20 protein-coding genes are annotated in these 25955 nt (G+C 44.2%); 16 read left to right on the forward strand and 4 right to left on the reverse strand.

The annotated features are described in order from the left end of the window. The first annotated feature begins 12 nt into the window (after nt 1-12). A complete protein-coding gene (gene truA, locus IGI76_RS01325; protein WP_010748617.1) occupies nt 13-759 on the forward strand; it encodes a tRNA pseudouridine(38-40) synthase TruA in 747 nt (248 codons plus the stop codon). A 57-nt stretch (nt 760-816) separates the two neighbouring features. Here the strand turns inward: truA and IGI76_RS01330 are convergent, their stop codons facing one another. Further along, on the reverse strand, nt 817-2130 hold the full coding sequence (locus tag IGI76_RS01330) for an MFS transporter (RefSeq protein ID WP_194185209.1): 1314 nt from the start codon (nt 2128-2130) through the stop codon (nt 817-819). Nucleotides 2131-2429: 299 nt separating this feature from the next. Here IGI76_RS01330 and IGI76_RS01335 point away from each other — a divergent pair, with 299 nt between their 5' ends. Beyond that, nucleotides 2430-3416, forward strand: a complete 987-nt coding sequence (locus IGI76_RS01335; protein ID WP_194185208.1) for an Rgg/GadR/MutR family transcriptional regulator — start codon at nt 2430-2432, stop codon at nt 3414-3416. A gap of 209 nt (nt 3417-3625) precedes the next feature. Here IGI76_RS01335 and IGI76_RS01340 read toward each other — a convergent pair whose 3' ends face one another. Then, nucleotides 3626-6274 (reverse strand): YfhO family protein, encoded by a 2649-nt coding sequence (locus IGI76_RS01340; protein ID WP_208773307.1) that lies wholly within the window; start codon nt 6272-6274, stop codon nt 3626-3628. Nucleotides 6275-6436: 162 nt separating this feature from the next. Beyond that, on the reverse strand, nt 6437-6625 hold the full coding sequence (rpmB, locus tag IGI76_RS01345) for a 50S ribosomal protein L28 (protein ID WP_003128045.1): 189 nt from the start codon (nt 6623-6625) through the stop codon (nt 6437-6439). 266 nt (nt 6626-6891) lie between these two features. Here rpmB and IGI76_RS01350 point away from each other — a divergent pair, with 266 nt between their 5' ends. The 14 genes from IGI76_RS01350 (at nt 6892) to ftsY (ending at nt 25138) form a co-directional block, all read left to right on the forward strand. Further along, nucleotides 6892-7254 carry an Asp23/Gls24 family envelope stress response protein gene (locus tag IGI76_RS01350; RefSeq protein WP_005227125.1) on the forward strand — a complete coding sequence of 121 codons (363 nt, stop codon included), beginning with the start codon at nt 6892-6894 and terminating at the stop codon, nt 7252-7254. A gap of 46 nt (nt 7255-7300) precedes the next feature. Next, nucleotides 7301-8983 (forward strand): DAK2 domain-containing protein, encoded by a 1683-nt coding sequence (locus IGI76_RS01355; protein WP_005227126.1) that lies wholly within the window; start codon nt 7301-7303, stop codon nt 8981-8983. A gap of 111 nt (nt 8984-9094) precedes the next feature. Further along, entirely contained in the window at nt 9095-11125 is a 2031-nt protein-coding gene (gene recG / locus IGI76_RS01360; protein ID WP_015508817.1) for an ATP-dependent DNA helicase RecG, read from the forward strand. Nucleotides 11126-11170: 45 nt separating this feature from the next. Then, complete coding sequence (gene plsX, locus IGI76_RS01365) at nt 11171-12190, forward strand: phosphate acyltransferase PlsX (RefSeq protein WP_016609182.1); 1020 nt, start codon at nt 11171-11173, stop codon at nt 12188-12190. 110 nt (nt 12191-12300) lie between these two features. Next, on the forward strand, nt 12301-12543 hold the full coding sequence (acpP, locus tag IGI76_RS01370) for an acyl carrier protein (RefSeq protein WP_005227129.1): 243 nt from the start codon (nt 12301-12303) through the stop codon (nt 12541-12543). 324 nt (nt 12544-12867) lie between these two features. Next, entirely contained in the window at nt 12868-13875 is a 1008-nt protein-coding gene (locus IGI76_RS01375) for an ABC transporter ATP-binding protein (RefSeq protein ID WP_005227130.1), read from the forward strand. Further along, nucleotides 13876-14820, forward strand: coding sequence for an ABC transporter ATP-binding protein (locus tag IGI76_RS01380; protein ID WP_005227131.1), 945 nt, complete (start codon nt 13876-13878; stop codon nt 14818-14820). Continuing rightward, a complete protein-coding gene (opp4B, locus tag IGI76_RS01385) occupies nt 14820-15776 on the forward strand; it encodes an oligopeptide ABC transporter permease (protein WP_005227132.1) in 957 nt (318 codons plus the stop codon). The genes IGI76_RS01380 and opp4B overlap by 1 nt, the downstream gene beginning before the upstream one ends. A gap of 63 nt (nt 15777-15839) precedes the next feature. Then, on the forward strand, nt 15840-16709 hold the full coding sequence (locus IGI76_RS01390) for an ABC transporter permease (RefSeq protein WP_153883525.1): 870 nt from the start codon (nt 15840-15842) through the stop codon (nt 16707-16709). A 16-nt stretch (nt 16710-16725) separates the two neighbouring features. Next, a complete protein-coding gene (locus IGI76_RS01395) occupies nt 16726-18513 on the forward strand; it encodes an oligopeptide ABC transporter substrate-binding protein (RefSeq protein ID WP_194185206.1) in 1788 nt (595 codons plus the stop codon). Nucleotides 18514-18726: 213 nt separating this feature from the next. After that, on the forward strand, nt 18727-19419 hold the full coding sequence (gene rnc, locus IGI76_RS01400; RefSeq protein ID WP_005227136.1) for a ribonuclease III: 693 nt from the start codon (nt 18727-18729) through the stop codon (nt 19417-19419). A gap of 15 nt (nt 19420-19434) precedes the next feature. Further along, nucleotides 19435-23013: a chromosome segregation protein SMC gene (gene smc, locus IGI76_RS01405; protein ID WP_015508819.1), complete on the forward strand. Its 3579-nt coding sequence runs from the start codon at nt 19435-19437 to the stop codon at nt 23011-23013. 12 nt (nt 23014-23025) lie between these two features. Further along, the gene (locus IGI76_RS01410) at nt 23026-23844 is read left to right on the forward strand and encodes a Cof-type HAD-IIB family hydrolase (protein ID WP_005227138.1); all 819 of its coding nucleotides are present in this window, start codon (nt 23026-23028) and stop codon (nt 23842-23844) included. A gap of 1 nt (nt 23845) precedes the next feature. Continuing rightward, nucleotides 23846-25138 carry a signal recognition particle-docking protein FtsY gene (gene ftsY, locus IGI76_RS01415; protein WP_194185205.1) on the forward strand — a complete coding sequence of 431 codons (1293 nt, stop codon included), beginning with the start codon at nt 23846-23848 and terminating at the stop codon, nt 25136-25138. Between the two features lie 281 nt (nt 25139-25419). On the opposite strand, the gene IGI76_RS01420 is transcribed toward ftsY, so the two are convergent. After that, complete coding sequence (locus IGI76_RS01420) at nt 25420-25788, reverse strand: BlaI/MecI/CopY family transcriptional regulator (protein ID WP_005227140.1); 369 nt, start codon at nt 25786-25788, stop codon at nt 25420-25422. Between the last annotated feature and the right edge of the window lie 167 nt (nt 25789-25955).

Below are 25955 nucleotides of genomic sequence, written 5' to 3' on the forward strand. Positions count from 1 at the left end.
ACAGGTGATTCAATGGTCCGCTATAAAGCGACGATCGCTTATGATGGCACGAATTTTCAAGGATTTCAGCGTCAACCCAATGGACGAACGGTTCAAGAAGAGATTGAAAAGACATTAACGAAGATGAACAATGGTCAGCCGATTCAGATTCATGGCTCTGGACGCACCGATGCGGGGGTCCATGCGCAAGGGCAAGTGATCCACTTCGATTTCCCTCAAAAGCGCCCACTGGAAAAAATGCGCTTTGGTTTAGATACCCAAACGCCAGAAGATGTTGCGGTAAAATCGGTGGAGATCGTTGACGATACCTTCCATGCCCGCTACTTAGTCGTTGAAAAAACCTACCAGTTTCGAGTGGACATTGGGAAACCTCGCAGTCCTTTCCGCCGTCATTATGCCAGCTATTATCCGTATCCGCTAGATTTGGAAAAAATCCAACGAGCGTTGCCAGATTTTTTAGGCACCCATGACTTTACCAGTTTTTGCGCGACGGGCAGTTCCGTCGATGACAAAACGCGGACGATCCATGAAGCGTCCATGGCGGTCAATGACGCTGGAGATGAGTTGATTTTCACCTTTCGCGGCGATGGATTTTTGTACAAGATGATCCGAATCATGGTGGGCACATTGTTGAAAATCGGCAATGGACGACTCGCACCTGACAGTATTCCTGCGATCATTGCGCAAAAAGACCGAAATGCGGCAGGACCCACAGCTCATCCAGAAGGATTGTATTTGGTTCACGTTGCCTATGAATAAGAAAAAACACAAGCTTCGCTGCTCTTGTCCAAAAAGAGAAAGCGAAAGCTTGTGTTTTTATTTTTTCTCAGGCAAAACAGGGGCAGTTTCTTGCCAATCTTCAGTCCTTTCCGCAGCGGTTTTAGGCGCAGCAGTGGTGGGTGTTTTTTCTAACGTACTGGCAGCGACTAAGGCGGCGATGGCTACCAAAAATGCGAAAAGCAAGTAAAGCAGCCAGCTCCAAGCAACGTGGTAGCGATTGCCGATGCCTAAAAAGACCATTTGACCGACGGGTCCCCCTAGCATCACAATGGTGGAAAAGATCCCGCTGCTGATGGCGAGATGTTCTTCATCGATCTCACGAATCAGATGTGCTGAAAAGCGGGGATTGATTTTCCCAATCAGATAGCCTTCAGCAAAGAGCAGCGCAATCATAAGCCAACGGTTATGCAGAAAGAGAAAATTCAAGGTCAATAGACATAAAACGAAGGAGGTATACGCAATCAAGCGAACCAGACCAGTATTCTTGAACCAGTCGGCAGCAAATAAGGCGCCAGCGACCATGCCGATGGAAGTGGCGATGCCTGCCATCGCAACGGTGTTGCCATAAGTGGCAAACCAAAGCGCAAGGTCATCCAACAGCTGGAGATTTAGTAGACCGCTCGTGCTAGCAGCTAAGGTATTGATCAGTAAGGCAAAGAGGATCATCTTTTTAAGAAAAGCTGTACCAGTCAATAATTTAAAGGTTTCCGAGAAATTCTGAAAGAGTGGTGTTGGTGCTTGATTGATTTTCCCTGGCACCGCATAAAAGAGCGAGCGGTTCCAGAAGATCACGATGGCGGCTAAGAAAAACGTCACGGCATTGATCAAACCAAAAGCGGCAAAATTATTATTCAGTAAAATGATCCCCCAAGCACCGATCCCTTGAAAGACGATTTGAACGGTGGTTTGACACGCCATTTGAAAGCCCATGGCACTGTCTAAGGCGTCAGCAGGCACAAGACGGCGAACATAGGGCAGCTGCAACCCAGAACAATAAGCGCCCAAACAATCAGATACAATGTTGATGCCTAGCAAAAGGAAGAAAGACCATAAACTAGGCGGCAGTTGGATCAAAAAAGCGAGTGCCACAAAAAGGACCCCTTGTAATAGTCGACTGCTGATCATCCATTGCACTTTGTTTTTGGTACGATCGGCTAGATAGCCAGTCAGGATCCGTAAGAGATCAGGGACTAACAGTGCCATGGAGGCTAAGGAAACAGCAAGGGCATTAAAGGGTAATGTACTGGCATAAACTACAAAGACGATATTAAATAAACTCATGCCGATGCCGCTGAGTAAGGCGGCGTTGACTAAGGCACGATAGCCTTTGTTTTGTTGATATTCTTTCATCGAAATCATCCTTTCACGTTCTACGTTGTAAAATCAGTATAGGATGCTTTATACTAAGAAGAGAAAATAATCCACTATAGTGGAATTTAAATGTACCAGGAGCGTACCAGAGGTTACTGCCACGAGTGGCTAACAGCTAAAAGAGTGGCATGTAAATAGGGTACCGTAGATTTTGTTCCTCAACATTTTATAAGGTTGAATCTAGATTTGAATCTAAAATAGTAGCATTTAATGGCAGAGCTTCATTCGTAAAGCAAGTTTGGTTTGGCGTTTGCAGACTGATCGCTAGGAGGATGGTTATGGAAGAAGGAAAACTGTACCGACAATTGCGCAAAGAGCGCGGCTATACGATCGCTCAAGTGGCGGATGAACAAAACAGTCGCTCGTTTATCAGTAAATTTGAGCAAGGTGCTTCAAGTATCAGTATTCATCGATTGGAACGCTTATTAGAAAATATCCATGTTACGGTAGAGGAGTTTTATTATTTACGTGCGCAGCAAAAAGGCATAAAAAGTCACGACAACCTGATGAGCTTCCCCAGCTATATGACGAGCGAATTTATGGATTTACTGGATCGAATTTTAGGGATCAACAAAGAAGCTTTCTTGAGTAACGCCCACGCCCAGCGAAGCAAAGAAGGGCTGGAGGAAATGCGCAGCGAACTGATCGCCGCTTCCAAACAGCATTCTTTTGTTTTTCTGTACCTTGAGATCACAAAGGAGATACATGAAATCAATCTCTCAGGTCTTAAACCCAATCACTCTTCTGGTGACTATATGGAAAAGCTACGCACCAAAACTCGCCCCGTCATTTCCTACCTTACGAAAGTAGACAACTGGGGCGTTTATGAGATTTTGCTGTTTCGGTATTTTCAATTCTTGTTTCCTGTCGAAACCTCCTATCACTTACTGCAGATCGCTATTTCCCGCACAAAAAAAGAGCAAGGCTTGTCCTTGATGCGAGAAATTCAAATGAATTTGATTTTTAGTTGTTTTACGACGTTTGTCAATTTTCGCCGCCTGGAGTGGGCAAAAGAGGTGTTGACCATTGCAGAGGAATTATTGGCAGATCGCGGAGACATGCTAAACAGCACGCATCTTCTTTGCTATCAAGGGTGGTACTGGTATATTTATGGCGATCAAGAAAAAGGACTGTTGAAAATCGACCAAGGGCTTTCGATCTTTCGCGTCTTGAAACAAACCAAAATGGTTAAATTATGGGAGCGATCGTTGCACTCCATCAAGAAAAATGCGGAAGAACCTAGCAGTTATCTTATGTTTCGCTAAACGCTCTAAGGCCTAACGGGCTAGACATTTGGCCCCGCATCGAAGAGGATCTAGTCGGTAGTGGAGGCTAAGGCCAATAGAGCGAACAACTGCGGAACGCCAGCACAAAAAAAGAACCAAACTCACCGATCATTGAGCGACACCCATAAGTCAGCGTTTGCTCTAACTTATGGGGAGCGCCTCAAAAAGACGAGTTGGTTCTTTTTCGATTAGGTTTCTGGTGGTTGATCCATGAGTTGACGTTGGTCGTCTAAAACTTGCTTTTTGGCTACTTGTTTCTGGTAAAACCAAGCAAACAGGATAAACAATGCGATGCAGCCGAAGAACAAGCAAACACCGATAACAAAGCCTTGCGGCAAGAAGGACAGTTCCAAGTGATGGCTACCACTTGGGATCGTCACACTGATAAAGCCGTCTTGAAAGGCGGTGATTGGAACTTCTTTGCCGTCAAGCGTAGCAGTCCAGCCCTTGTCATAAGGGATGGTCGTTACAAGCTGCTGCTCTTTTTCAGTCGTGACATCGGCTTTGGCACTGCGTTTGCCGACCGTCATAGCGACCCCTCGATCTTGGATCGCATCAATTGCTTGTTGGTAGGCGTTGGTATCCAAGGTCACGACTTGCGGGTTTTGGAAGGAGATTTCAGGCGTTCCGTAGAAGCTGACGGTGAATTGAACCGTCGTATCGGTCTCATAGTGCCCTAAGTCGTAGTATTGACCGTTGATACTGATTTGCGTTTCTCGCTGCTGACCGTTGACTGTCACGGTGGCAGATGAGCTTTCCAATTCCCCAAAGTTGGCAGGGAAAAGACTCAAGTATGCTTGCGAGTTCGCTGGAACCTCCACTTGCCAAGTCACTTCTTTTGCGACATTGCTTTCTTGCTCGGTAAATTTCATATACATGCCGTCATTGGTGATATCTGTATTTTTACTATGGATCACCGTGATCGGCTGAAAGGCAAAATACTCTAAATTTAAATCCGCCAAGCCATTGAAAAGATTTTTCTGGCTCGTCAAGTTGTCATTTTGCGGCTGTTCAATCGATTCAATGGTTGGTTCAGCCAAGAAACCTAGCGGTAAAGCATTTTGATTCTCATAAAGCTTGTATTCACCAGATTCCCCCACACGTTGAAAGCCGTATTTGGTGAGATTTGGCTTGGAGATATTGTATTTGATCCCTGTAAAAGCATCCATCAGCAAGGTATTGTTCGGATAGCGGATATTTAAATTGGTGCCGCGGGACCGAAAGCCCAGCTTATCCAGGTAGCTTGAGGAATTGCGGTTACGGATCGAAGAAAACATGCTGACACCGCTGTAGCCATAATTGATACTGTCGTTGGAAGAAACAGGATCAAGGTTTTCTAATCGGAAAAAGGTATCATTGTCTTCGTTGGCTTGAGTGACTAGTTTTTTGATGTCCGGATAAGGTTCTGTATACAAACTGCGAGAAGCATAGTTCCAATCATTCAAAATTCCGCGAACCATGCCGCTCGTATTGACGGCCATTTCTCCGCAGACGAAGATCAGCAGCAAGATCGTCACTCGTTTTTGTGTTAAAAGACCTAATTGCCCGAACCCAATACATAACAAGTAAAGAACAAAGAATACGATCGTTAGCGCAAAAGAAGCAGCGGAAACATATTCATAGGTTCCAGGTCCTTTCAATGCGTAGGAGAGGGCAAACACCACGATCGTAGAAAGACCAATAATGAGAAACAATCCGCGATCTTTTTGCTGCAGCTGCTCCCACCCGTATCCCGCCAGCATGATCACTAAGAAGGAGAACAAATAGGCATAACGGAAAAGGAACATATTTGGGGCATGCATCCCGTGCCAAAAAAGATTCATCGGCACGATATAAAAACTGGCGATCAAAACAGCAAACATGCCAGCGTATAAAAATTTATCCTTCAAGCGGATTTTCTTCGAAACAAAATATAAAATACACAACAGCAGCGGCAATAAGCCGATATAGATGAAGGGAATGGAGCCGTATTTTGTCGTATCGTAAACACCGATCATGTTTTTCATCACAAGGTCAAAGACATCGGTGGCTTCGGTTTTAAAGGAAGATATCGTCGTCAATTCTTCCCCGTTTGAGCGCAAATCCAATAAGGCAGGTAAGATGATCACCATTGAGGCGCCGCCAGCTAACAAGGAGGTGATGCCGTAAGGAATGATCGCCCCCCGAGCTTGCTTCCAGTTGCGGCCCAACTGAACCAAGAAATACATTACGGAAAAGAGACCGATCATAAAGCCCATGTAAAAACTGGATAAAAATAACAGCAGATAACTGATAAATAACACGACTGGTTTTTTCTTTTTCACTAAACGGTCAATACCTAAAATCACTAGCGGTAGATAGATCATGGCATCAAGCCACATGATCAGTTCCGAATGGGCGGTGATGAAGGACATCAAGGCATAACAGACGGCTAAGGTCACATGCTGCCAACGTTGGATCTTAAAGGTTTGGCTGGCATAAAACCAAAACGCCAAGCCCGCACTGCCGATCTTGATCAAGGTCAAGAAGTACAACGCATCTGGCATCAGCTGATTTGGGAAAAACAAGACCAGAGGAGTGAAGATCCCACCTAAGTAATAGGAGATCAGTGCCAGATAATTCAAGCCTAAAGAGGCATTCCATGTATAAAAGATACTTTGCTTGCCTAAGAGCATATTGCGAAAGCTGGCATGAAAGTTTGAGAATTGCGAAAAGGCATCACTGGCTAAGACACTGCGGCTGCTGCCAGGGTAGATGCCGATGGTCAAATAGATCACTGCCATGATAAGAAACGGCAAGAAGAAACTAGCAAGCATATAAGGCCAATGTTGTTTGGCAAATGTTTTTATTTTCGTCACAAGAAGTCACCTGTTCTTTATCAATTTTTTCTTAGTTTACCACAGGTGAATCGATTAAAAAAACAAAGACCTGTTTTCTTTAATGAAAACCTAAGTGAAAGCGCACCAAAGAAAAAAGGGTACAAAAAAAGCCGTTCAAAACGAACGGCCGAAAAGGTCTAATTATACGCGCTCAACTTTTCCAGATTTCAAAGCACGAGTTGACACCCAAACTTTTTTAGGTTTTCCGTCAATCATAACGCGAACTTTTTGCAAGTTAGGTTTCACAGTACGTTTTGTCGCATTCATTGCGTGAGAACGATTGTTTCCACTTGTAGTTTTACGTCCAGTAAAGTAACAAACTTTAGCCATGTGGTTATTTCCTCCTTTGCCTTGATGTTGGAGCGCTATTTCAGCTCATACCATCTGAATTTATCACAGAAAGGTGAAAAAAGCAAGAGTAATTTTCAAGAAACATTGACTTTTCCCGGTAAACATTGTAAATTAAACAAGGTCGAAATGCAAGACGTTTGGTCAGAAAGCCCCTTTTCATATGTCTCATCCTTTTATTTGCGGTACAGCTATGATAAAATATGTAAGAAGAAAGATGGGTCATGCCCATTGAAGGAGGCTATAAAATGGCTGTAAAAATTCAAACCTCATCAGGTATTATTGAAATCAGCAATGAAGTCATTGCAACAGTGGTCGGAGGCGCAGCAACAGATGTGTTCGGCATTGTTGGTATGGCTAGCAAGAAACAAATCAAAGATAACATCAATGAAATTTTACGAAAAGAAAATTATTCTCGCGGTGTCGTTGTCCGCCAAGAAGAAAACGGCATTGCAGTGGATGTATACACGATCGTCAGCTATGGAACAAAAATTTCCGAAGTTTCCCGCAACGTGCAGGAAAAAGTGAAATACAACTTAGAAACGATGCTAGGTGTATCTGCGAACTCGGTGAATGTATTTGTTCAAGGCGTACGTGTACTGCCAGATTAGGCAAGGGATCCGTTCATGGCGGATGATTTTAAGGAGGACTATCTAAGTGAAGGTAACGAATATCAGCGCAAGTCAGTTTCAAGAAATGGTGCAGGCAGGCGCGGCTCGTCTACAAGTTAATGCAGAGTTTGTCAACTCATTGAATGTGTTTCCTGTTCCAGATGGAGACACTGGGACAAACATGAATCTATCCATGACCAGTGGAGCAAAAGCGGTCGCAGATGCGACTTCAGAAAACGTCGGCGATCTTGCCGCTACACTTTCAAAAGGACTATTGATGGGCGCACGTGGGAATTCTGGCGTCATTTTATCTCAATTATTCCGCGGTTTTTCTAAAGCTATCCCGACCGCAGAAACACTCACTGCACCAGAATTGGCTCAAGCCTTTACTCATGGAGTAGAAACCGCCTATAAAGCAGTCATGAAACCTGTGGAAGGAACCATCTTGACTGTGGCACGCATCGCAGCTGAATATGGCGAGAAAAAAGCACAAACTACCGATGATTGTATCGAAGTGATGAAAGCCGTGGTTCACGGTGCAAAACGTTCATTGGCGAAAACCCCAGATCTATTGCCCGTCTTAAAAGAAGTCGGCGTGGTAGATAGCGGCGGTCAAGGATTGTTGTTCATTTATGAAGGCTTCTTAAATGCGTTGACGGGTGAATACCCAGCCGATGAAATCTTCGAACCTTCCCCAGCGGCTATGGATGAAATGGTCAATGCCGAACATCATCGCAGCGTTCAAGGACACTTAGCGACAGAAGATATCACCTTTGGTTACTGTACAGAAATCATGGTGAAGATCGGTGAAGGTCCGACTGTAGATAGTGAATTTGATTATGAAACATTCCGTAATTACTTAAATGAGTTAGGGGATTCCTTATTAGTGGTCAACGACGATGAGATCATCAAAGTTCATGTCCATACGGAACATCCTGGCGAAGTCATGAATTATGGTCAAAAATTCGGCTCATTGGTGAAAATCAAAGTCGACAACATGCGTCTTCAGCATGAAACGATTTTGGAACACGACCAGCAAGGTGCAAAACCTGCACCAGTGAAACGTCCACGGACACCATTTGCGATCATCGCGATCGCGGCTGGCGAAGGCTTGAAAGAGTTGTTCACTAGCCTGGGTGCTTCATATGTCATCAGTGGCGGCCAAACGATGAACCCAAGTACGGAAGACATTTTGTTGGCGATCAATGAAGTTAATGCCGACCAAGTGATCGTTCTACCAAATAACAAAAACATCTTTATGGCTGCACAGCAAGCAGCGGAAGTTTCCGAAATTCCAGTAGCGGTTGTTGAAACACGGACGATCTCACAAGGGATGACAGCGATGCTGGCATTCCACGAGCAATCCACACTAGCTGAAAATCAGCAAGCTATGACCGATGTCTTAGCAAGTGTTGTCAGCGGATCAGTGACTCATGCGATCCGTAATACATCAATTGATGGCATCGAAATTACAGAAGGCGACTTCTTAGGAATGGTCGACGGCAAAATCGTTGTTTCTGTTCCTGATCGTTTCTCTGCTTCCATGACTACCTTAGAAAAAATGATCACAGAAGATACTGAGATCGTCACCATCATTATCGGTGAAGAAGGCAAAGCCAAAGAAGCAGCGAAAATCGAAGAAGCGATCGTTGAACTGCATCCTGAGATCGAAGTAGAGATCCATCAAGGCGATCAGCCAGTTTATCCGTATCTTTTCTCAGCAGAATAAACAAATTAGGCGGCGGGGGCAAAAATCGTAGATGATTTTTGGCTCCGTCTTTTTCTATGAATGCAGGAATCTCTGCAATAAACAAAATCACTTTGGAAAAGGAGGGTACCTATGCTGAATCAGCCACTTACGGTATTAAAGGGTGTCGGAGAAAAACGCGCCCAAGACTTAGCGAGTTTAGGGATCGAAACCATTGAAGACCTGCTGAAGTATTATCCGTTTCGTTATGAAGACATTCAAGAACGGCAATTAGCGGAGATTCAAGACCAAGAAAAAGTAACGATCAAGGGGATCGTCGTTTCCCCGCCGGTCGTCAATCGCTTTGGCTATAAAAAAAGTCGGTTGCAATTTCGCATGATGCAAGACCACGATGTCTTTAATGTCTCCTTTTTCAATCAGCCTTATTTGAAGGATAAAGTAGAGGTTTCAGAAGAGATCGCCGTCTATGGCAAATGGGACGCCAAACGCAAAGGACTGACGGGAATGAAAATTCTCGGCAGCAAGAGCGCAGAAGACTTTGCCCCCATTTATCATGTCAATAAAGCCGTGCGTCAAAGTGTGTTGATCGAACTGATCAAACAGGCATTCCTTGATTTTGGTGATCAGATCACAGAGATCTTGCCTTTGTCATTGATCGAAAAATATCGCTTGTTGGATCGGAAATCCGCGATGTTTGCGATGCACTTTCCTAAAGATCCCCAAGAGAGTCATCAAGCGAAGCGTCGGGTGATTTTTGAAGAGTTCTTTTTGTTCCAAATGCAGATCCAAGGACTGAAGAAAAGCGAAAAAGCCGAGAAAAACGGCTTGGCGATCGATTATGATGTGCAACGCTTGAAAGAGTTTACTCGTAAACTGCCCTTTGAATTGACGAATGCGCAAAAGCGCGTGACCAATGAAATCTGCCATGACCTGAAAAGTCCGCAGCACATGCAGCGACTCTTGCAAGGAGATGTAGGAAGCGGGAAAACAGTCGTGGCGGCGATCGCCCTTTATGCCACGATGACGGCTGGCTTTCAGGGCGCACTGATGGTGCCGACTGAGATTTTGGCCCAGCAGCACCTAGAAAGCTTGAATCAGCTCTTTGACCCCTTAGAAGTGACCACCGCTCTTTTGACAGGCTCGACCAAACCAAAAGAACGGCGAGTCATCTTAGAACAATTAGCAGCCGGGGAGATCGACATCATCGTTGGGACCCATGCGCTGATTCAAGAAGGCGTGGACTTTGCACATCTTGGCTTAGTCATCACCGATGAACAACACCGTTTTGGAGTCAATCAGCGAAAAGTCTTACGGGAAAAAGGCTATCTGCCTGATGTGCTCTTTATGACCGCCACACCGATCCCTCGTACGTTAGCGATCACGGCTTATGGCGAAATGGATGTTTCGGTGATCGATGAAATGCCAGCAGGACGGATTCCTGTAGAGACTCGCTGGGTCCGTCCGCCGCAGTTTGAATCGATCTTAGAGTGGGCGCAAAAAGAATTGGCACAAGGGCATCAGATGTATGTCATCTGTCCTTTGATCGAGGAATCCGAAATGCTGGATGTCAAGAATGCCACGGAGATTTATGAGCAGCTGCAAAGTTACTTTTCTCCTACTTATCAAGTGGGAATGCTGCATGGGAAAATGAAGAATCAAGAAAAAGACAGCATCATGGAAGCTTTCAAAGAAAATCAACTGCAGATCTTGGTTTCCACGACGGTCATCGAAGTAGGGGTCAATGTCCCCAATGCGACAGTGATGCTGATCATTGACGCCGATCGCTTCGGGTTAGCCCAGCTTCATCAATTGCGTGGACGGGTAGGGCGCGGTGCCGATGCTTCTTACTGTATATTGATCGCAAACCCGAAGAATGAAACAGGGGTCGAGCGAATGAAGATCATGACAGAAACCACCAACGGCTTTGTAGTCAGCGAAAAAGATTTGCAGTTGCGAGGACCAGGAGAAGTCTTCGGCAATCGACAATCGGGCTTGCCAGAGTTTGCGGCTGCCGATTTGGTCGCAGATGCCCATATTCTAGAAGTGGCACAAGTCGAAGCTGCCCAGCTTTGGCAAAAAAATGGCTGGCAGCTGTTGCCAGAATTTTCGGCATTGGCGAACTATTTAGCAGCAAAAAAAGCAGACAAACAATTTTTTGATTAAAGAATATGCTATACTGATTGGGAAAATGAAGGGAGTGGCAGCGAGATGCGGATTGCTGTTGATGCAATGGGCGGAGACAACGCCCCAAAAGCGATCGTAGAAGGAGTCATGCTGGCAAAAAAAGACTTTCCAGAGATTGAATTCCTCCTTTACGGAAAAGAAAATGAAATCAAAAAATACATGACGGATGATAAAAATGTCACCATTATCCACACGGATGAAAAAATCAATAGTGATGATGAACCTGTCAAAGCGATCAGACGAAAAAAAACCGCCTCAATGGTCTTGGCAGCACAAGCGGTCAAAAATGGTGAGGCAGATGCGATTTTTTCAGCTGGAAATACTGGGGCCTTATTAGCGGCTGGTTTGTTTATCGTCGGTCGGATCAAAGGGATCGACCGTCCCGGATTGATGTCCACGATGCCAGTGATCGGCAAAGATGCTGGCTTTGACATGCTGGATCTAGGTGCCAATGCCGACAATAAACCAGAACATTTGGCAAACTATGCCGTCTTAGGGTCCTTTTATGCCCAAAAAGTTCGCGGGATCAATCGACCACGGGTCGGCTTGTTAAATAACGGAACGGAAGAAACCAAAGGCAGTGAATTAACGAAAAAAGCCTTTGAACTGCTTTCGCAAGACCCGACGATCCACTTTATCGGCAATGTCGAGGCTCGGGAATTATTGGATGGTGCAGCTGACGTCGTCGTGACAGATGGCTTTACTGGAAATGCTGTTTTGAAATCGATCGAAGGAACCGCCTTGAATTTGATGGCGCTGTTGAAACAATCGATTCTCGATTCTGGTGCCAAAGGGAAATTAGGCGCATTATTATTAAAAGATGCGTTGCGGAAAGTGAAAAATGAAATGGATTATGCGAAACACGGCGGTGCCGTATTGTTTGGTTTGAAAGCACCAGTCATCAAAACCCATGGTGCGACAGGACCAGAAGCGGTGGCGTACACCATCAAGCAGATCCATACGATGTTAGCGACAGATGTCGTGGCACAATTGGTCGCCCATTTTGAAGAAATGCCGACTGACAAAGACGAAACGCAATCATAATGCAATGATTGTAATGAAATTGCAAAAATATCTAGACAAAAAGCATAGAAAGCAGTACAATGTTTGTTAGCCATTCTATGTTTTGTGCAAACGCGTGGAGGTGAAGCCAGTTGACACGAGATGAAGTATTCAAGAAAGTTGCGGTCGTGATCGCCAATCATTTTGAAATTGACGCAGAGAACGTAACGGATACGATGAGCATTAAAGACGACTTGAACGCTGATTCGATCAGTGTGATGGAATTCGTCCTTGAACTAGAAGATGAATTTGGTACCGAGATTTCTGATGAAGATGCCGAGCAGATCGAAACAGTCGGTGGAGCGGTTGATTATATTTCAAGCCATCTTGCTTAAGACAGACATAAGAGCTAAGTCCTAGATGACTTAGCTCTTTCTTTCTCATAATTGATCCGCAGTGATTTTGAGCGGCTTTTCTTTGGTAGTGAAATCTAAAAAACGGTCGTTAAACCTGACATGACGGCGTTGAAAGCATAATGTAAATTTTCTGAAAATTCAGTGTATTAACTTTTCTGGGACTTGCATTATTGGTGGCATTTCTATATAATTATTAAGAATATATTATACAATGTTAAGAAAGCTTTTGGAAATGAAATGCATGTTCCTTCTTTTTTTACATTAAATTGCAAGACATCTTAGAAAGTAGAGAGGGGTATTCGATTGTCCAGAGATAATCAATTACTAGATGTTCAAAACCTTCACACAGGTTTTCGTATTAAAGACGATTACTATGACGCAGTAGATGGTATTTCTTTTACACTGGATCGCAATGAGATCTTAGCGATCGTAGGAGAATCTGGTTGCGGCAAGAGTACGTTAGCTACAACGATCATGGGGCTGCATGACCCAAACAACACGAAAATCACTGGAGAAATCTTATATAAAGATTTAAACTTGTCAAACTTAAACGAAACGCTGTACAACAAAATTCGCGGAAATGATATTGGGATGATTTTCCAAGATCCATTGTCTGCACTGAATCCTTTGATGCGGATCGAAGATCAAATCAAAGAAGGGTTATCCTACCATACGGATATGACCGCCGAACAGCGTCAAGCACGAGCATTAGAATTATTAGAACAAGTGGGGATTCCCAATCCACCGCGAGTAGGACGTCAATACCCTCATGAATTGTCTGGTGGGATGCGTCAGCGGGTCATCATTGCGATCGCGATTGCGTGTAAACCACCAATCATTATTGCGGATGAACCAACGACCGCGTTGGATGTGACGATCCAAGCACAGATCCTTGATCTACTAAAAGATTTGCAAGAAGAAACACAGACGGGGATCATTTTGATCACCCACGATTTAGGTGTCGTAGCAGAGATGGCCGACCGAGTAGCCGTGATGTACGGGGGTCAGTTTGTGGAAGTCGCAACAGCCGAAGAGTTGTTTGCCAATCCGAAACATCCATACACCCGCTCATTGCTTAACTCGATCCCTCAAGAAAATTCACAAGACAGTGAACTGCACGTGATCGAAGGCGTAGTTCCTTCATTGAAAAATATGCCACGGACGGGTTGTCGGTTTGCCGCACGGATTCCTTGGATTCCTGAAAGCGACCACGAAGCAAACCCAGTCTTGCATGAAGTAGCACCTGATCATTTGGTCCGTTGCACATGCTACAAGCATTTTCATTTTAGAGACGAAGAAGGAGAAGTGTAGATGACAGAATTAATTACAATTAAAGATCTGAAAGTCCACTATCCTATTCGCAGCGGATTTTTCAACCGCGTCACGGACCATGTGTATGCCGTTGACGGTGTGGACTTCATCATAGAAAAAGGAAAAACCTACGGATTGGTTGGTGAGTCTGGTTCTGGTAAATCCACGACGGGGAAAGCCATCGTTGGGTTAGAAAAAATCACCAGTGGCGAAATCATTTATGATGGGCAAGACGTGACCAAACGTTCCGTCCGCAAAAAAATGAACTACAACAAAGATGTCCAAATGATTTTCCAAGATTCAATGTCCAGCTTGAATCCTAAAAAACGCGTGGTAGACATTATCGCCGAACCATTACGCAACTTTGAACGCTTAAGCGATCAAGAAGAGAAAAAACGAGTGAAAAGCCTTCTGGATATCGTTGGGATGCCAGAAGATGCCCTATACAAATATCCTCACGAGTTCTCTGGTGGTCAACGTCAGCGGTTAGGGGTTGCCCGCGCGGTAGCATCCAATCCAAAACTAATCGTCGCCGATGAGCCGGTTTCAGCCCTTGACTTATCCGTTCAAGCGCAGGTGCTAAACTTTATGAAACGGATCCAGCAAGAATTTGGCTTAAGTTTCTTATTTATCTCTCATGACTTAGGGGTCGTAAAACACATGTGTGACAATATCGCCATCATGTACAAAGGCCGCTTCGTTGAGATCGGGACACGGGAAGACATCTATCAAGACCCGCGTCACATCTATACAAAACGTTTATTATCAGCGATTCCTCAAATCGACGTAAAAAATCGCGATGCTCACAAAGAAAACCGCCGCAAGGTCGAGTTGGAATATGTGACCCATCAAAAAGATTACTACGACGAAACTGGCAGAGTGTATGACTTGCGTAAAATCACCGAGTCGCACCAAGTCGCATTGAAAAACGGGGGTGCTGAATAATGTGGAAAACAATTCTACGTCGTTTGTTGTTGATGATCCCGCAAGTCATTATTTTGAGTATCTTGATTTTCTTGATCGCACAAGCAATGCCTGGGGATCCATTTACCGGTTTGATCAATCCAAACCAAGATCCAGCTGTTATTGAGCGGATGCGTGAAGCCGCTGGTTTGAATGACCCATGGTATACCCAGTATTTCCGTTGGATCGGAAATGCCTTAAAAGGGGACTTTGGTCAAAGTTTCATCTTTAAATTACCTGTTTCAACGTTATTAGCAGGACGTATCAGCAATACATTGTGGTTATCTTTATTGACGGTCATTTTGACTTACGTGATTGCCATTCCTTTAGGGATGTGGGCAGGACGTTACCAAAATTCATTGCTTGATAAAGTCGTCGTTGTTTACAACTTCTTCAGTTTCGCCGTACCGTTGTTTATCTTTGCGTTGATCGCATTGTTCATCTTCGGTTACCGATTGGCTTGGTTCCCAACGGGTGGTTCCGTTGCACCGGGGGTCAGCGGCATGGCTGAGTTTTGGAGTCGCTTGTATCACCTACTATTACCGGCGATCACTTCTGCATTATTAGGAACAGCAGTGACGATCCAATACTTGCGAAGTGAAGTCATTGATTCGAAATCATTGGATTTCGTTCGTACCGCTCGTTCAAAAGGGGTACCAACGAATAAAGTCTTCTCACGTCACGTTTTCCGTAATGCATCGTTGCCGATCGCATCACAAATGGGCTACGAGATCACTTCATTGATCGCAGGTTCTGTGGTCATTGAGAAAATCTTCGCTTACCCAGGTGTCGGAAAACTGTTTATCGATAGTATCGTCCAACGGGACTATGCCGTGATCACTTCACTGACATTGATCTTAGGACTAGCGACCTTGATCGGTACGCTGCTATCAGATATCATCATGAGTATTGTCGATCCAAGAATCAGAATCCAGTAATAGGAGGGGATAAATGTGTCTGAAAAGAAAGAAAAAGTACTAAAACAAGAGAGCATCCCGCCTATGGGATTAAAAATGATTTTTCGCGAATTCTTAAAAGATAAAATGGCGATCTTTTCATTAGTGTTGTTAGTCGCAGTTTTATTGTTCGTGTTTATCGGCTCAGCAGTTATCGACCAATCACAAGTGATGCGTGTCAGCATCCTTGATAAATACGCTGTACCTGGCGCGATTTCGCCAAACGGCGGCACCTACCTTTTAGGGGCGGATGAAGGTGGCCGTGATGTTTGGGGACAATTGATCATCGGTGCGCGTAACTCAATCTTGATTGGTTTTTCAATCACGATCATTACGTCGATCGTTGGGGTCGGACTAGGGATCATCTCAGGTTACTATGGTGGCATCATTGATAACATTTTGATGCGTATCGTTGACTTCGTTATGATTTTGCCGATCATGTTAATCATTATCGTTATCGTATCGATCGTACCTCGTTACAACGTTTGGACCTTTATATGGGTCATGAGTGCCTTTTACTGGGTCGGAAAAGCAAGGCTCTTCCGAAGTAAGACCCTTTCAGAAGGCCGTCGCGACTATGTTAGTGCATCGAAAACCCTTGGAACCAATGACTTTGTCATCATGTTCCGCGAAATTATGCCGAACCTTAGCTCATTGATCATCACCAACTTAACAATGAACTTTGCAGCGAATATCGGTATTGAAACGACACTAACATTCTTAGGTTTTGGTCTGCCGACCAATGTTCCAAGTTTGGGAACACTGATCGGATATGCCAGCAGCGGTGATGTGCTGGTCAACAGACAGTGGATCTGGTTACCCGCATCAATTCTAATTTTAGTCTTGATGTTGAGTATCAATTACGTTGGTCAAGCATTTAAGCGTTCAGCGGATGCGCGTCAACGACTAGGATAAACAAGGAGGATACAGGATGAAGAAAAATATTTTTGGTATGGTCACTCTTTTGTCAGTGTTAGCATTGGCAGCTTGTGGCAGCAACGGCGGCGGAACCGATTCTTCTGGTGGCGGCAGCAATGCAGCAAACGATACGGAAGATGTAAGCAACTTCCCAATCGAAGTTAGCAATGATGCAGAGGCAATCGAAGGTGGTACTTTGGATGTTGCAGTAGTGATGGATACGCAATTCCAAGGGTTGTTCCAAACAGAATTTTATCAAGATAACTATGATGCACAATTTATGTTGCCAAGTAATGAAAGTTTATTCGTCAATGACGCTGATTTCAAAATTGTTGACGGCGGGGCTGCAAACCTTGAGCTAGATGAAGACAACAACACAGCAACAATTACTTTACGCGACAACCTGAAATGGTCTGATGGCGAAGATGTTACGGCAGATGATATCATCTTCACTTACGAAGTAATTGGTAACAAAGATTATACTGGTATTCGTTATGATAGTAACTTTACTAACATTGTTGGTATGGAAGATTACCATGATGGTAAAGCTGATACTATTTCTGGTATCACCAAAGAAAGTGACAAAGTCGTTAAAATTCAATACAAAGAAGTTCACCCTGGTATGATGCAAGCAGGTGGTGGTATTTGGGCTTCAGCATTACCAAAACACGCCTTTGAAGGAATCGAAGTCAAAGATATGGAATCAAGCGATCAAGTTCGTAAAAATCCAATCGTCTTTGGACCTTATGTAATGTCAAATATCGTAGCTGGTGAATCCGTAGAGTACGTTCCAAACGAATACTATTATGGAGATAAGCCAAAACTAGATAAATTATCATTTAAAGCAGTTCCAACTTCATCTATTGTTGAAGCGATGAACGCAAAACAATATGATATGGCTTTATCAATGCCGACAGATACGTATCCTACTTATAAAGATACTGACGGTTATCAAATCTTAGGCCGAACAGATACTGCTTACACTTATTTAGGTTTCAAATTAGGTAAATGGAATGCCGATGAAGGAAAAGTTGAATACAATCCTGATTCAAAAATGGCTGACAAGTCATTGCGTCAAGCAATGGGTTATGCATTAGATAATGATGCTGTCGGAAGCCGTTTCTACAATGGCTTGCGTACAAATGCAACGACATTGATCCCACCAGTATTTGGCTCATTACACAATACAGATGTTGAAGGTTATACTTTAAACATCGACAAAGCAAATCAATTACTTGATGATGCTGGCTACAAAGATGTCGATGGCGATGGTATGCGTGAAGACAAAAATGGTGAGAAATTAACCATTAACTTTGCTTCAATGTCAGGTGGCGAAACAGCACAACCATTAGCAGATTACTACATCCAACAATGGAATGAAATCGGACTTGATGTACAATACACAACAGGTCGCTTGATCGACTTCCAAGCATTCTATGACAAATTGGAAAATGATGATCCTGAGATTGATGTTTATCAAGGTGCATGGAATACTGGTTATGACCCATCACCAATGGGCTTGTATGGACCTAACTCTGCGTTCAACTACACTCGTTTTGAATCAGAAGAAAATACGAAATTGCTAGAAGCAATCGATTCAAAAGGTTCTTTTGACGAAGCAAAACGTAAAGAAGCATTTGATGCATGGCAAGAATATGCTGCTGATGAAGCGTTTGTTATCCCAACACTTTACCGTAGTGCGGTGTTACCTGTATCAAATCGTGTCAAAGACTTCACATGGGCTTATGATGTGAATTACAATCCTTGGGCAACAATTTCAGTTACAGCTGAATCTCGTTAATCAATGATCGATGAAAAGACGTCCTTTCCAGGACGTCTTTTTTTCCTGTTTTTTTGCGGGTATCTGAGGAAAACAGGCTTTTTTATACAGGAGAAGATTAAGTAAATAAAATTTTATTACAGTCTTTCCAAGAATTTGGAGGAAACATTTCATAATTCGGCAAAAACCAGTATAATAGGGAAGTGTCGATAAACTAATGAAGGAATGTGACAAATGAATACACAATTAACGAAAGAACTAAAAGAAAAGTTTGATATTGTGTTCCATGATGTAGATCTGCTTGAACAAGCGTTTACGCATTCATCTTATGTGAATGAGCACCGCAACTTGCACTTGTCAGATAACGAACGTTTAGAGTTTTTGGGCGATGCTGTCTTAGAGTTGATCGTTTCACGGTATTTGTATCGTGAATTGCCAGATCTGCCCGAAGGTAAGCTGACGAAGCTACGGGCGGCAATCGTTCGCGAAGACAGTTTATCCATGTTTGCCAAAGATTGCCGATTCGATGAATACATTCGTCTAGGCAAAGGGGAAGAAAACTCTGGCGGTCGTAAACGACCTTCTTTGCTTTGTGATCTATTTGAAGCCTTTTTAGGTGCGTTATACTTGGACCAAGGACTGGAAAGTGTCAGCGGCTTTTTGACGAAAGTTGTCTTTCCAAAAGTAAAAGCAGGTGCTTTTTCCCATGAGATGGATCACAAGACCCGCTTGCAAGAAGTCTTGCAGCGTGGCGGCGATGTTTCCATCAATTATCGTTTGATCAAAGAAGCAGGCCCCGCCCATGAACGGATTTTTTGGACGGAAGTCTATTGCGATGATACCTTGATCGGAAAAGGACAAGGAAAATCGAAGAAATTATCAGAACAGGACGCCGCTGCGAATGCCTTGGCGGATCTTGAACAGTAAGAGAGGACTGGCGGAGTGTATTTAAAACGAATAGAGATTGCCGGCTTTAAATCCTTTGCCGACCGCACAGTCATTGATTTCGAACATCGAGTGACTGCAGTCGTCGGACCAAATGGCAGCGGCAAGAGCAATATTACCGAAGCGATTCGTTGGGTTTTAGGAGAACAATCTGCCAAAAATCTACGTGGTGGCAAAATGCCTGATGTTATTTTTGCAGGTTCTGACACCCGCAGAGCGCTAAATATAGCGGAAGTGACGATCGTTTTAGACAATAGCGATCATTACTTGCCGATGGATTACAGTGAGATCAGCGTGACTCGCCGCTTGAGAAGAACCGGCGAAAGCGACTTTTTCTTAAATAAACAAGCTTGCCGCTTAAAGGATATCCAAGAGCTGTTTATGGACTCTGGGTTGGGGAAAGAATCATTTTCGATCATTTCCCAAGGCAAGGTAGAAGCAATTTTCAGCAGCAAACCAGAAGACCGTCGTGGGATTTTTGAAGAAGCGGCGGGGGTATTGAAATACAAACAGCGGAAAAAGAAAGCCGAGCAAAAATTGTTTGAAACTGAAGACAATTTAAGCCGTCTACAAGATATCATTTATGAACTAGAAGATCAGTTGGTGCCTCTGGCAGCCCAAAGTGAAGCAGCCAACCGCTTTTTAGCGTTAAAAGAAAAATTGACGACGGTCGATGTGGCCTATGCGGTCTTAGAGATCACGAAAGCAAAAGAAGCGTGGGAGACAGCCAAAGCTCAACTGAGTACCTTTAACCAAGAACTGGCGCAGATTTCCGAAAAGATCAACCAAGGGGAACTGTCGCTACATTCTTTGCGGCAACAACGTACTGCTTTTGATGAAACGTTGGAGCGTTTGAATCAGCAGCTTTTAGAGGTCACCGAAGGACTGAAGCAAGCCGAAGGGCAAAAAGAAGTCTTGGATGAACGTTCAAAGCATACGCAAAAAAGCTCTGCCGAATACCAAGAAACTTTAGAGGAAGTCACAGAGCGGGTCACACTTTTAAATGAAGAAAAAACGGAACTGATCGGCTTGCTTTCACAAAAAAATCGTAGTGTGCAGGAAGTTGAAGCAGCGATGCTGGCGTGTCAGCAAGAGCAGGAAAAGTACCAACGTTCAGCAAAAGAAATCATTGAAGAGTTGCGTAGCCAATATGTTGAAGCCATGCAGGAGCAGGCAACGATTGGAAACGAATTGAAATACTTGGAGCGTCAATACCAACAAGAAGCCGCGAAAAATCAAACGGCGCTAAGCAAGCAGACGCAAATGAATACGTCGTTGAAAGAAAAGACGACGGAAGCGCAAATCGTGGAAGAGCAGCTGACGCAGGCTAAAGCGATTTTAGAAGAACAACGCAAGCAATACATCCATCTTCAAGAAAAAGCTCAGACCAACAAAAAACGCTTTGATGAAGAACAAAAGAAAATGTATCAGTTAATGAGTCAAGTGCAGCAGGTACGAGCGAAACAGCGCAGTCTGCAAGACATTCAAGAAAATTATAGCGGCTTTTATCAAGGCGTTCGCTTGATTTTGAAAAACAAACAGCAGATCAGCGGCATCGTTGGCGCAGTAGCGGAGTTGATCGATGTGCCGCAAGACTATACCGTGGCGATCGAGACCGCATTAGGCGCCGCTGCACAGCATGTCGTCGTTGAAAATGAGCGGGATGCGCGAGCAGCCATCACGTATTTGAAAGAAAATCGAGGGGGGCGTGCAACCTTCCTACCGCTGACGACCATCAAAGCCCGTCATTTGCCAGATTATGCCCGCAATCAAGCCAAGCAAGTGTCTGGCTTTATCGGCGTTGCCAGCGAATTGGTCCAGTCGCCCGAACACGTCCAAACGATTACGGATAACTTGTTAGGCAGTATCTTGATTGCCGAAGACTTGCAAAGTGCCAATGCGTTAGCACGGGCATTGAACTATAGCTATCGGGTCGTTTCCTTAGAAGGGGATGTCATGAATGCTGGCGGTTCCATGACGGGTGGCGCAACGAAGAAAAATGCCGGTAGTTTGTTTAGCCAAAGCAACGAGCTGCAACAATTGACGGCACAAGCGGCGCAACTGGATGAGCGGCTTTTAAAAACGGAAAAGCAAGTCCAGCATTTTGAAGCAGCGACCAAAGAAGCACAAGCAGCATTAGAAGAATTGCGGACGCAAGGAGAACAGGCTCGCATGACGGAGCATGAGCTGCAAAGCCGCTTACAAAATCTTGAGAATGACCTGAGCCGCTTGAAGCAAGAGCAGCAAGTGTTTGATTTTGAACATCGCGAAGTGCAAGCCTTCTTTGAGGAATATGATGAGAAGAAGACGAGCTTGGAAGAACAGCAAAAGAATATTGCAGCGCAATTGGCGAAAATCGACCAAGATATTCATCAAATGAATGCCGAAGAAGACTTGATCGAGGAAAAACGCCAAACCTTAGCACAAGAAAGTGCGCGCTTGCAGGCAGCTTTCGCAGTTCAAAAAGAACAAGTGGCGCATTTGCAGCAAAAAATTGCCGCTACGAATCAAGCATTAGAAGAAAACGAAGCGCGTCAACTCTCCTTAGAACGGCAGTTAGCTGCCTTGACAAGCAACGTCAGCGATCATGAGTTTTCAGAAGAAAGCATTCTTCAGCGAATTGAAACCTTCACAAAAACCAAGCAGCAGGTAACAGCGGAATTGACGGTGATTCGTGAACAACGTCAAGTCGTTCAACAAGAAATCGGCGCATTAGACGAAGCCCTGAGTGCTGAAAACTTAACGCAAAAAGAAAAGCTGTCAGAAAAAACCGAAGTTGAGATCGAAAAAAATCGCGCAGAATTGGTGATGGATAATCGTTTGTTGTATTTACAAGAAGAATACAATCTCACCTTTGAAAAGGCAGCGCAAGATTTCCCTGAAATCGAGGATGCAGAACAAGCCAAAGTCGACATTCAGGAACTAAAACAAGCGATCGAGCAAATTGGTCCAGTCAATTTAAATGCGATCGAACAATATGAGCAAGTCAATCAACGGCATTTGTTCTTGACGAGTCAGCGAGACGATCTGCTGTCGGCTAAAGCACAGCTGTTTGATACGATGTCTGAAATGGATGAAGAAGTCAAAACCCGTTTCGGCGAAGTCTTCGATGCGATCCGTTTGCAATTCAAACAAGTATTTCCTAATATGTTTGGCGGCGGTCATGCGGAATTAGTCTTAACAGATCCGAAAGATTTATTGAACACTGGGATCGAGATCGAAGCCCAACCACCGGGCAAGAAATTGCAAAACCTCAGCTTGCTATCAGGGGGCGAACGGGCACTGACTGCGATTGCGTTATTGTTTTCCATTATTCAAGTTCGTCCAGTACCGTTTTGTGTGCTTGACGAAGTGGAAGCAGCATTGGATGAAGCCAATGTCTCTCGTTTCGGTCATTACTTGAGTGCTTTCCAAAATGATACACAGTTTATCGTCGTAACTCACCGTAAAGGAACGATGGAGGCAGCAGATGTGTTGTATGGTGTGACCATGCAAGAATCTGGAGTGTCGAAGACCGTGTCCGTGCGCTTAGAAGAAGTGCGTGAAGGCGGTAGTTTTGCAGCAGATCAAGCATAGAGGAGGGATGATATGATTAAACTGATTGCGATCGATTTAGACGGAACGTTATTGAATGACAAAAAAGAAGTGACTCCTCGCAACAAAGAGGTACTTGCTCGTGCCAAAGCACAAGGCGTAAAAATCGTCATTTGTACGGGACGTCCATTACGGGCGATCCGTCCGTACTTAGAAGAATTATCGCTGAAAGAACCCGGCGACTATAGCATCACCTTTAACGGCGGTTTGGTTCAAAAAAATGAGACTGGCGAGATTATTGAAAAAGCAGCGATGCAGCTGGCAGATATCCATGAATTGGTTTCAGTAGCGGAAGACTTGAATTTGCCTCTAGACGTGGTTTCCGAAGAGATCGTCTTGAGTTTACCCACTTCAGCAGCGCATCCATCGATTTATGGCTCGTTAAATCCTTTATTGGATTGTCGTCCTTTTGCCGTAGCTGATCTTGATGAATCGATGCTCTATAATAAAGCGGTGATCGCCTACCATCAGGAAGTCTTGGATCCTAAGATCCCTGAGATTTCCTCAGAGATCCGCGAGAAATATGAAATCATCAAAAGCCGGAATAACCTGTTGGAATTTATGCCTAAAGGAATCACCAAAGCTTATGGTATCAGCCTATTGGCGCAAGATTTAGGGATCAAGCAAGAAGAAGTGATGGCGATCGGTGATGAAGAAAATGACTTGCCGATGATTCGCTATGCAGGGATTGGCGTAGCGATGGCCAATGCCGTGCCAATCATTAAAGAGGCAGCTGACGTTGTCACCGTTTCAAACCAAGAAGACGGTGTGGCAGCAGTGATTGAAGAATATGTCTTAAAAGGAGGTGCGTAAGATGGGATTTTTTGACAAAATCAAAAAAGCGCTGATTGGAGAAACCAAAGAAGCAGAGCAAGAAACCGACAAACCGTTAGTCGATGCTGACTCACCAGAGGCACAGCGTTCAGAAGAAAGCCAGCCAGCACAAACTCCTGCTGAACAAGGCGCTTCAGAACCAGTGGCACCAGCAGAAACCGCCGACTCCAGTGATTTGGAGGCAGAGCAAGAAACTGCGGAAGTGTCCCCGCAGCAAGAAGCAACGACAGCGAATAAAGGAGAAGAGGCACCAAGTATTCCAGAAGAAGTGGCTAAGAATATACCATCAGAGGAAGTACCAGCTTCTGAACCAATCCTTCAACCAGCGCCAGAAACGGAAAGTGTGCAGGATAAATACACCAAAGGATTGACGAAATCGCGGAAAACCTTTGGGCAACGGATGAACGAATTGTTTGCCAACTTCCGTACGGTGGACGAAGACTTCTTCGAAGAAGTGGAAGAAACGCTGATCGGCGCAGACGTCGGCTTTGATGCGGCGATGAAAATCGCGGATGCATTGAGGCAAGAAGTCAAACTACGTAATGTGAAGAAAACGGCAGATGTCCAAAATGTCATCATCGAAAAATTGGTTGACCTATATGGGGAAGCGGGTGTCGGTGAAGTCAACGAGTTGAATATGCAGTCGGGGTTGACCGTCATTTTATTTGTTGGCGTGAACGGTGTTGGAAAAACCACCAGTATCGGGAAATTAGCCCACCAATTCAAAGCCGAAGGCAAGAAAGTCTTATTGGCTGCAGCGGATACTTTCCGTGCCGGTGCCATCGATCAATTAGTGGTCTGGGGTGAACGGGCTGGTGTTGAAGTCGTTCGTGGCAATGCGGGAGGCGATCCTGCAGCAGTCGTGTTTGATGCGATGGAGCGCGCAAAACGAGAAAATGCTGACGTTTTATTAGTAGATACCGCGGGTCGTTTGCAAAACAAAGTCAATTTGATGAACGAACTAGAAAAAATCAAACGGATCATTCAACGAGTGGACCCAACGGCCCCTCATGAAGTCCTGCTCGTGTTGGATGCAACAACAGGTCAAAACGCGATGAATCAAGCAAAACAATTTAAAGAAACGACGGATGTTTCTGGTCTCGTCTTAACCAAACTTGATGGAACAGCTAAAGGGGGGATCGTCTTGGCGATCCGTAACGAGCTGCGGCTGCCCGTCAAATTAGTGGGACTCGGAGAAGGCATCAATGATTTAGAACCATTTGATCCAAATGAATTTGTCGTTGGCTTATTCAAAGGCTTGATCAAAGAATAAAAAAACAGAGCCCTGTGTTAGGTGATACACCTACACATGGCTCTCCTTTATTGTTGCTTTTGTGAGATCAAAGGGAAGAGAAAACGGGTCGTCGTCTCTTTCCACGAGCTTGACTTGTGACGTAAAGCTGAGAACACTTGGCGTGGCAAATGTGGGTACAGCGATGCACGACTTTGCCAAAAATCAGGAAAAGCAGTTTGAAGACTTCGTTTTCTTCTGCACTGTCTAAAAACTTTGGGAAGTATCAGGCAGAATACAACGAGTTCAACGGTAGGGAAAGATTATTTCTTAAGTTCCCCTTGGCGCTCAGTGATCATTTTTTCCAAGTTGTTCAATGTATCGATATCTTTATTGGTTTCGATAAAGTTCGTAATCAAATTCAATAAAGATTGATCAGACAATTCTGCTGCTAAGAAGTCTTCTTGGGTCACATTCGGAGAATACAACCGAGTCAAAACAGTACCGCTGTAGCCGATATCCGCTACTTTCAATAAGTCGTGGTTTTTTAGTTTACGTACGACTGCTTGAATGGTATTCTTGCTTAGATCTTGCTGTTGGACAGCAATGTCATTTGCAGAAAGAGGTTTGTCTGAATTCCAAAAGATATTCATGATTTGACGTTCGCGTTTGGTAAGATTAAGTGGCTTCATTCACTATTCTTCCTTTCAAAAAAGAGTAATATGGACATAATAATTTACTGTTCTATAAGCAGTATACTTTATTTTGAAGGTAAATATCAAATTTATTCAAGTATTTTATAAATTCTTGGTAATTTTAGTAAGAGATATTACAAGTGAGGAGCAAATTTCTGCATTTT

Origin of the sequence: Enterococcus sp. DIV2449a (genome assembly GCF_051711225.1) — a bacterium.
GTDB classification, from domain to species: Bacteria; Bacillota; Bacilli; order Lactobacillales; family Enterococcaceae; genus Enterococcus_D; species Enterococcus_D casseliflavus.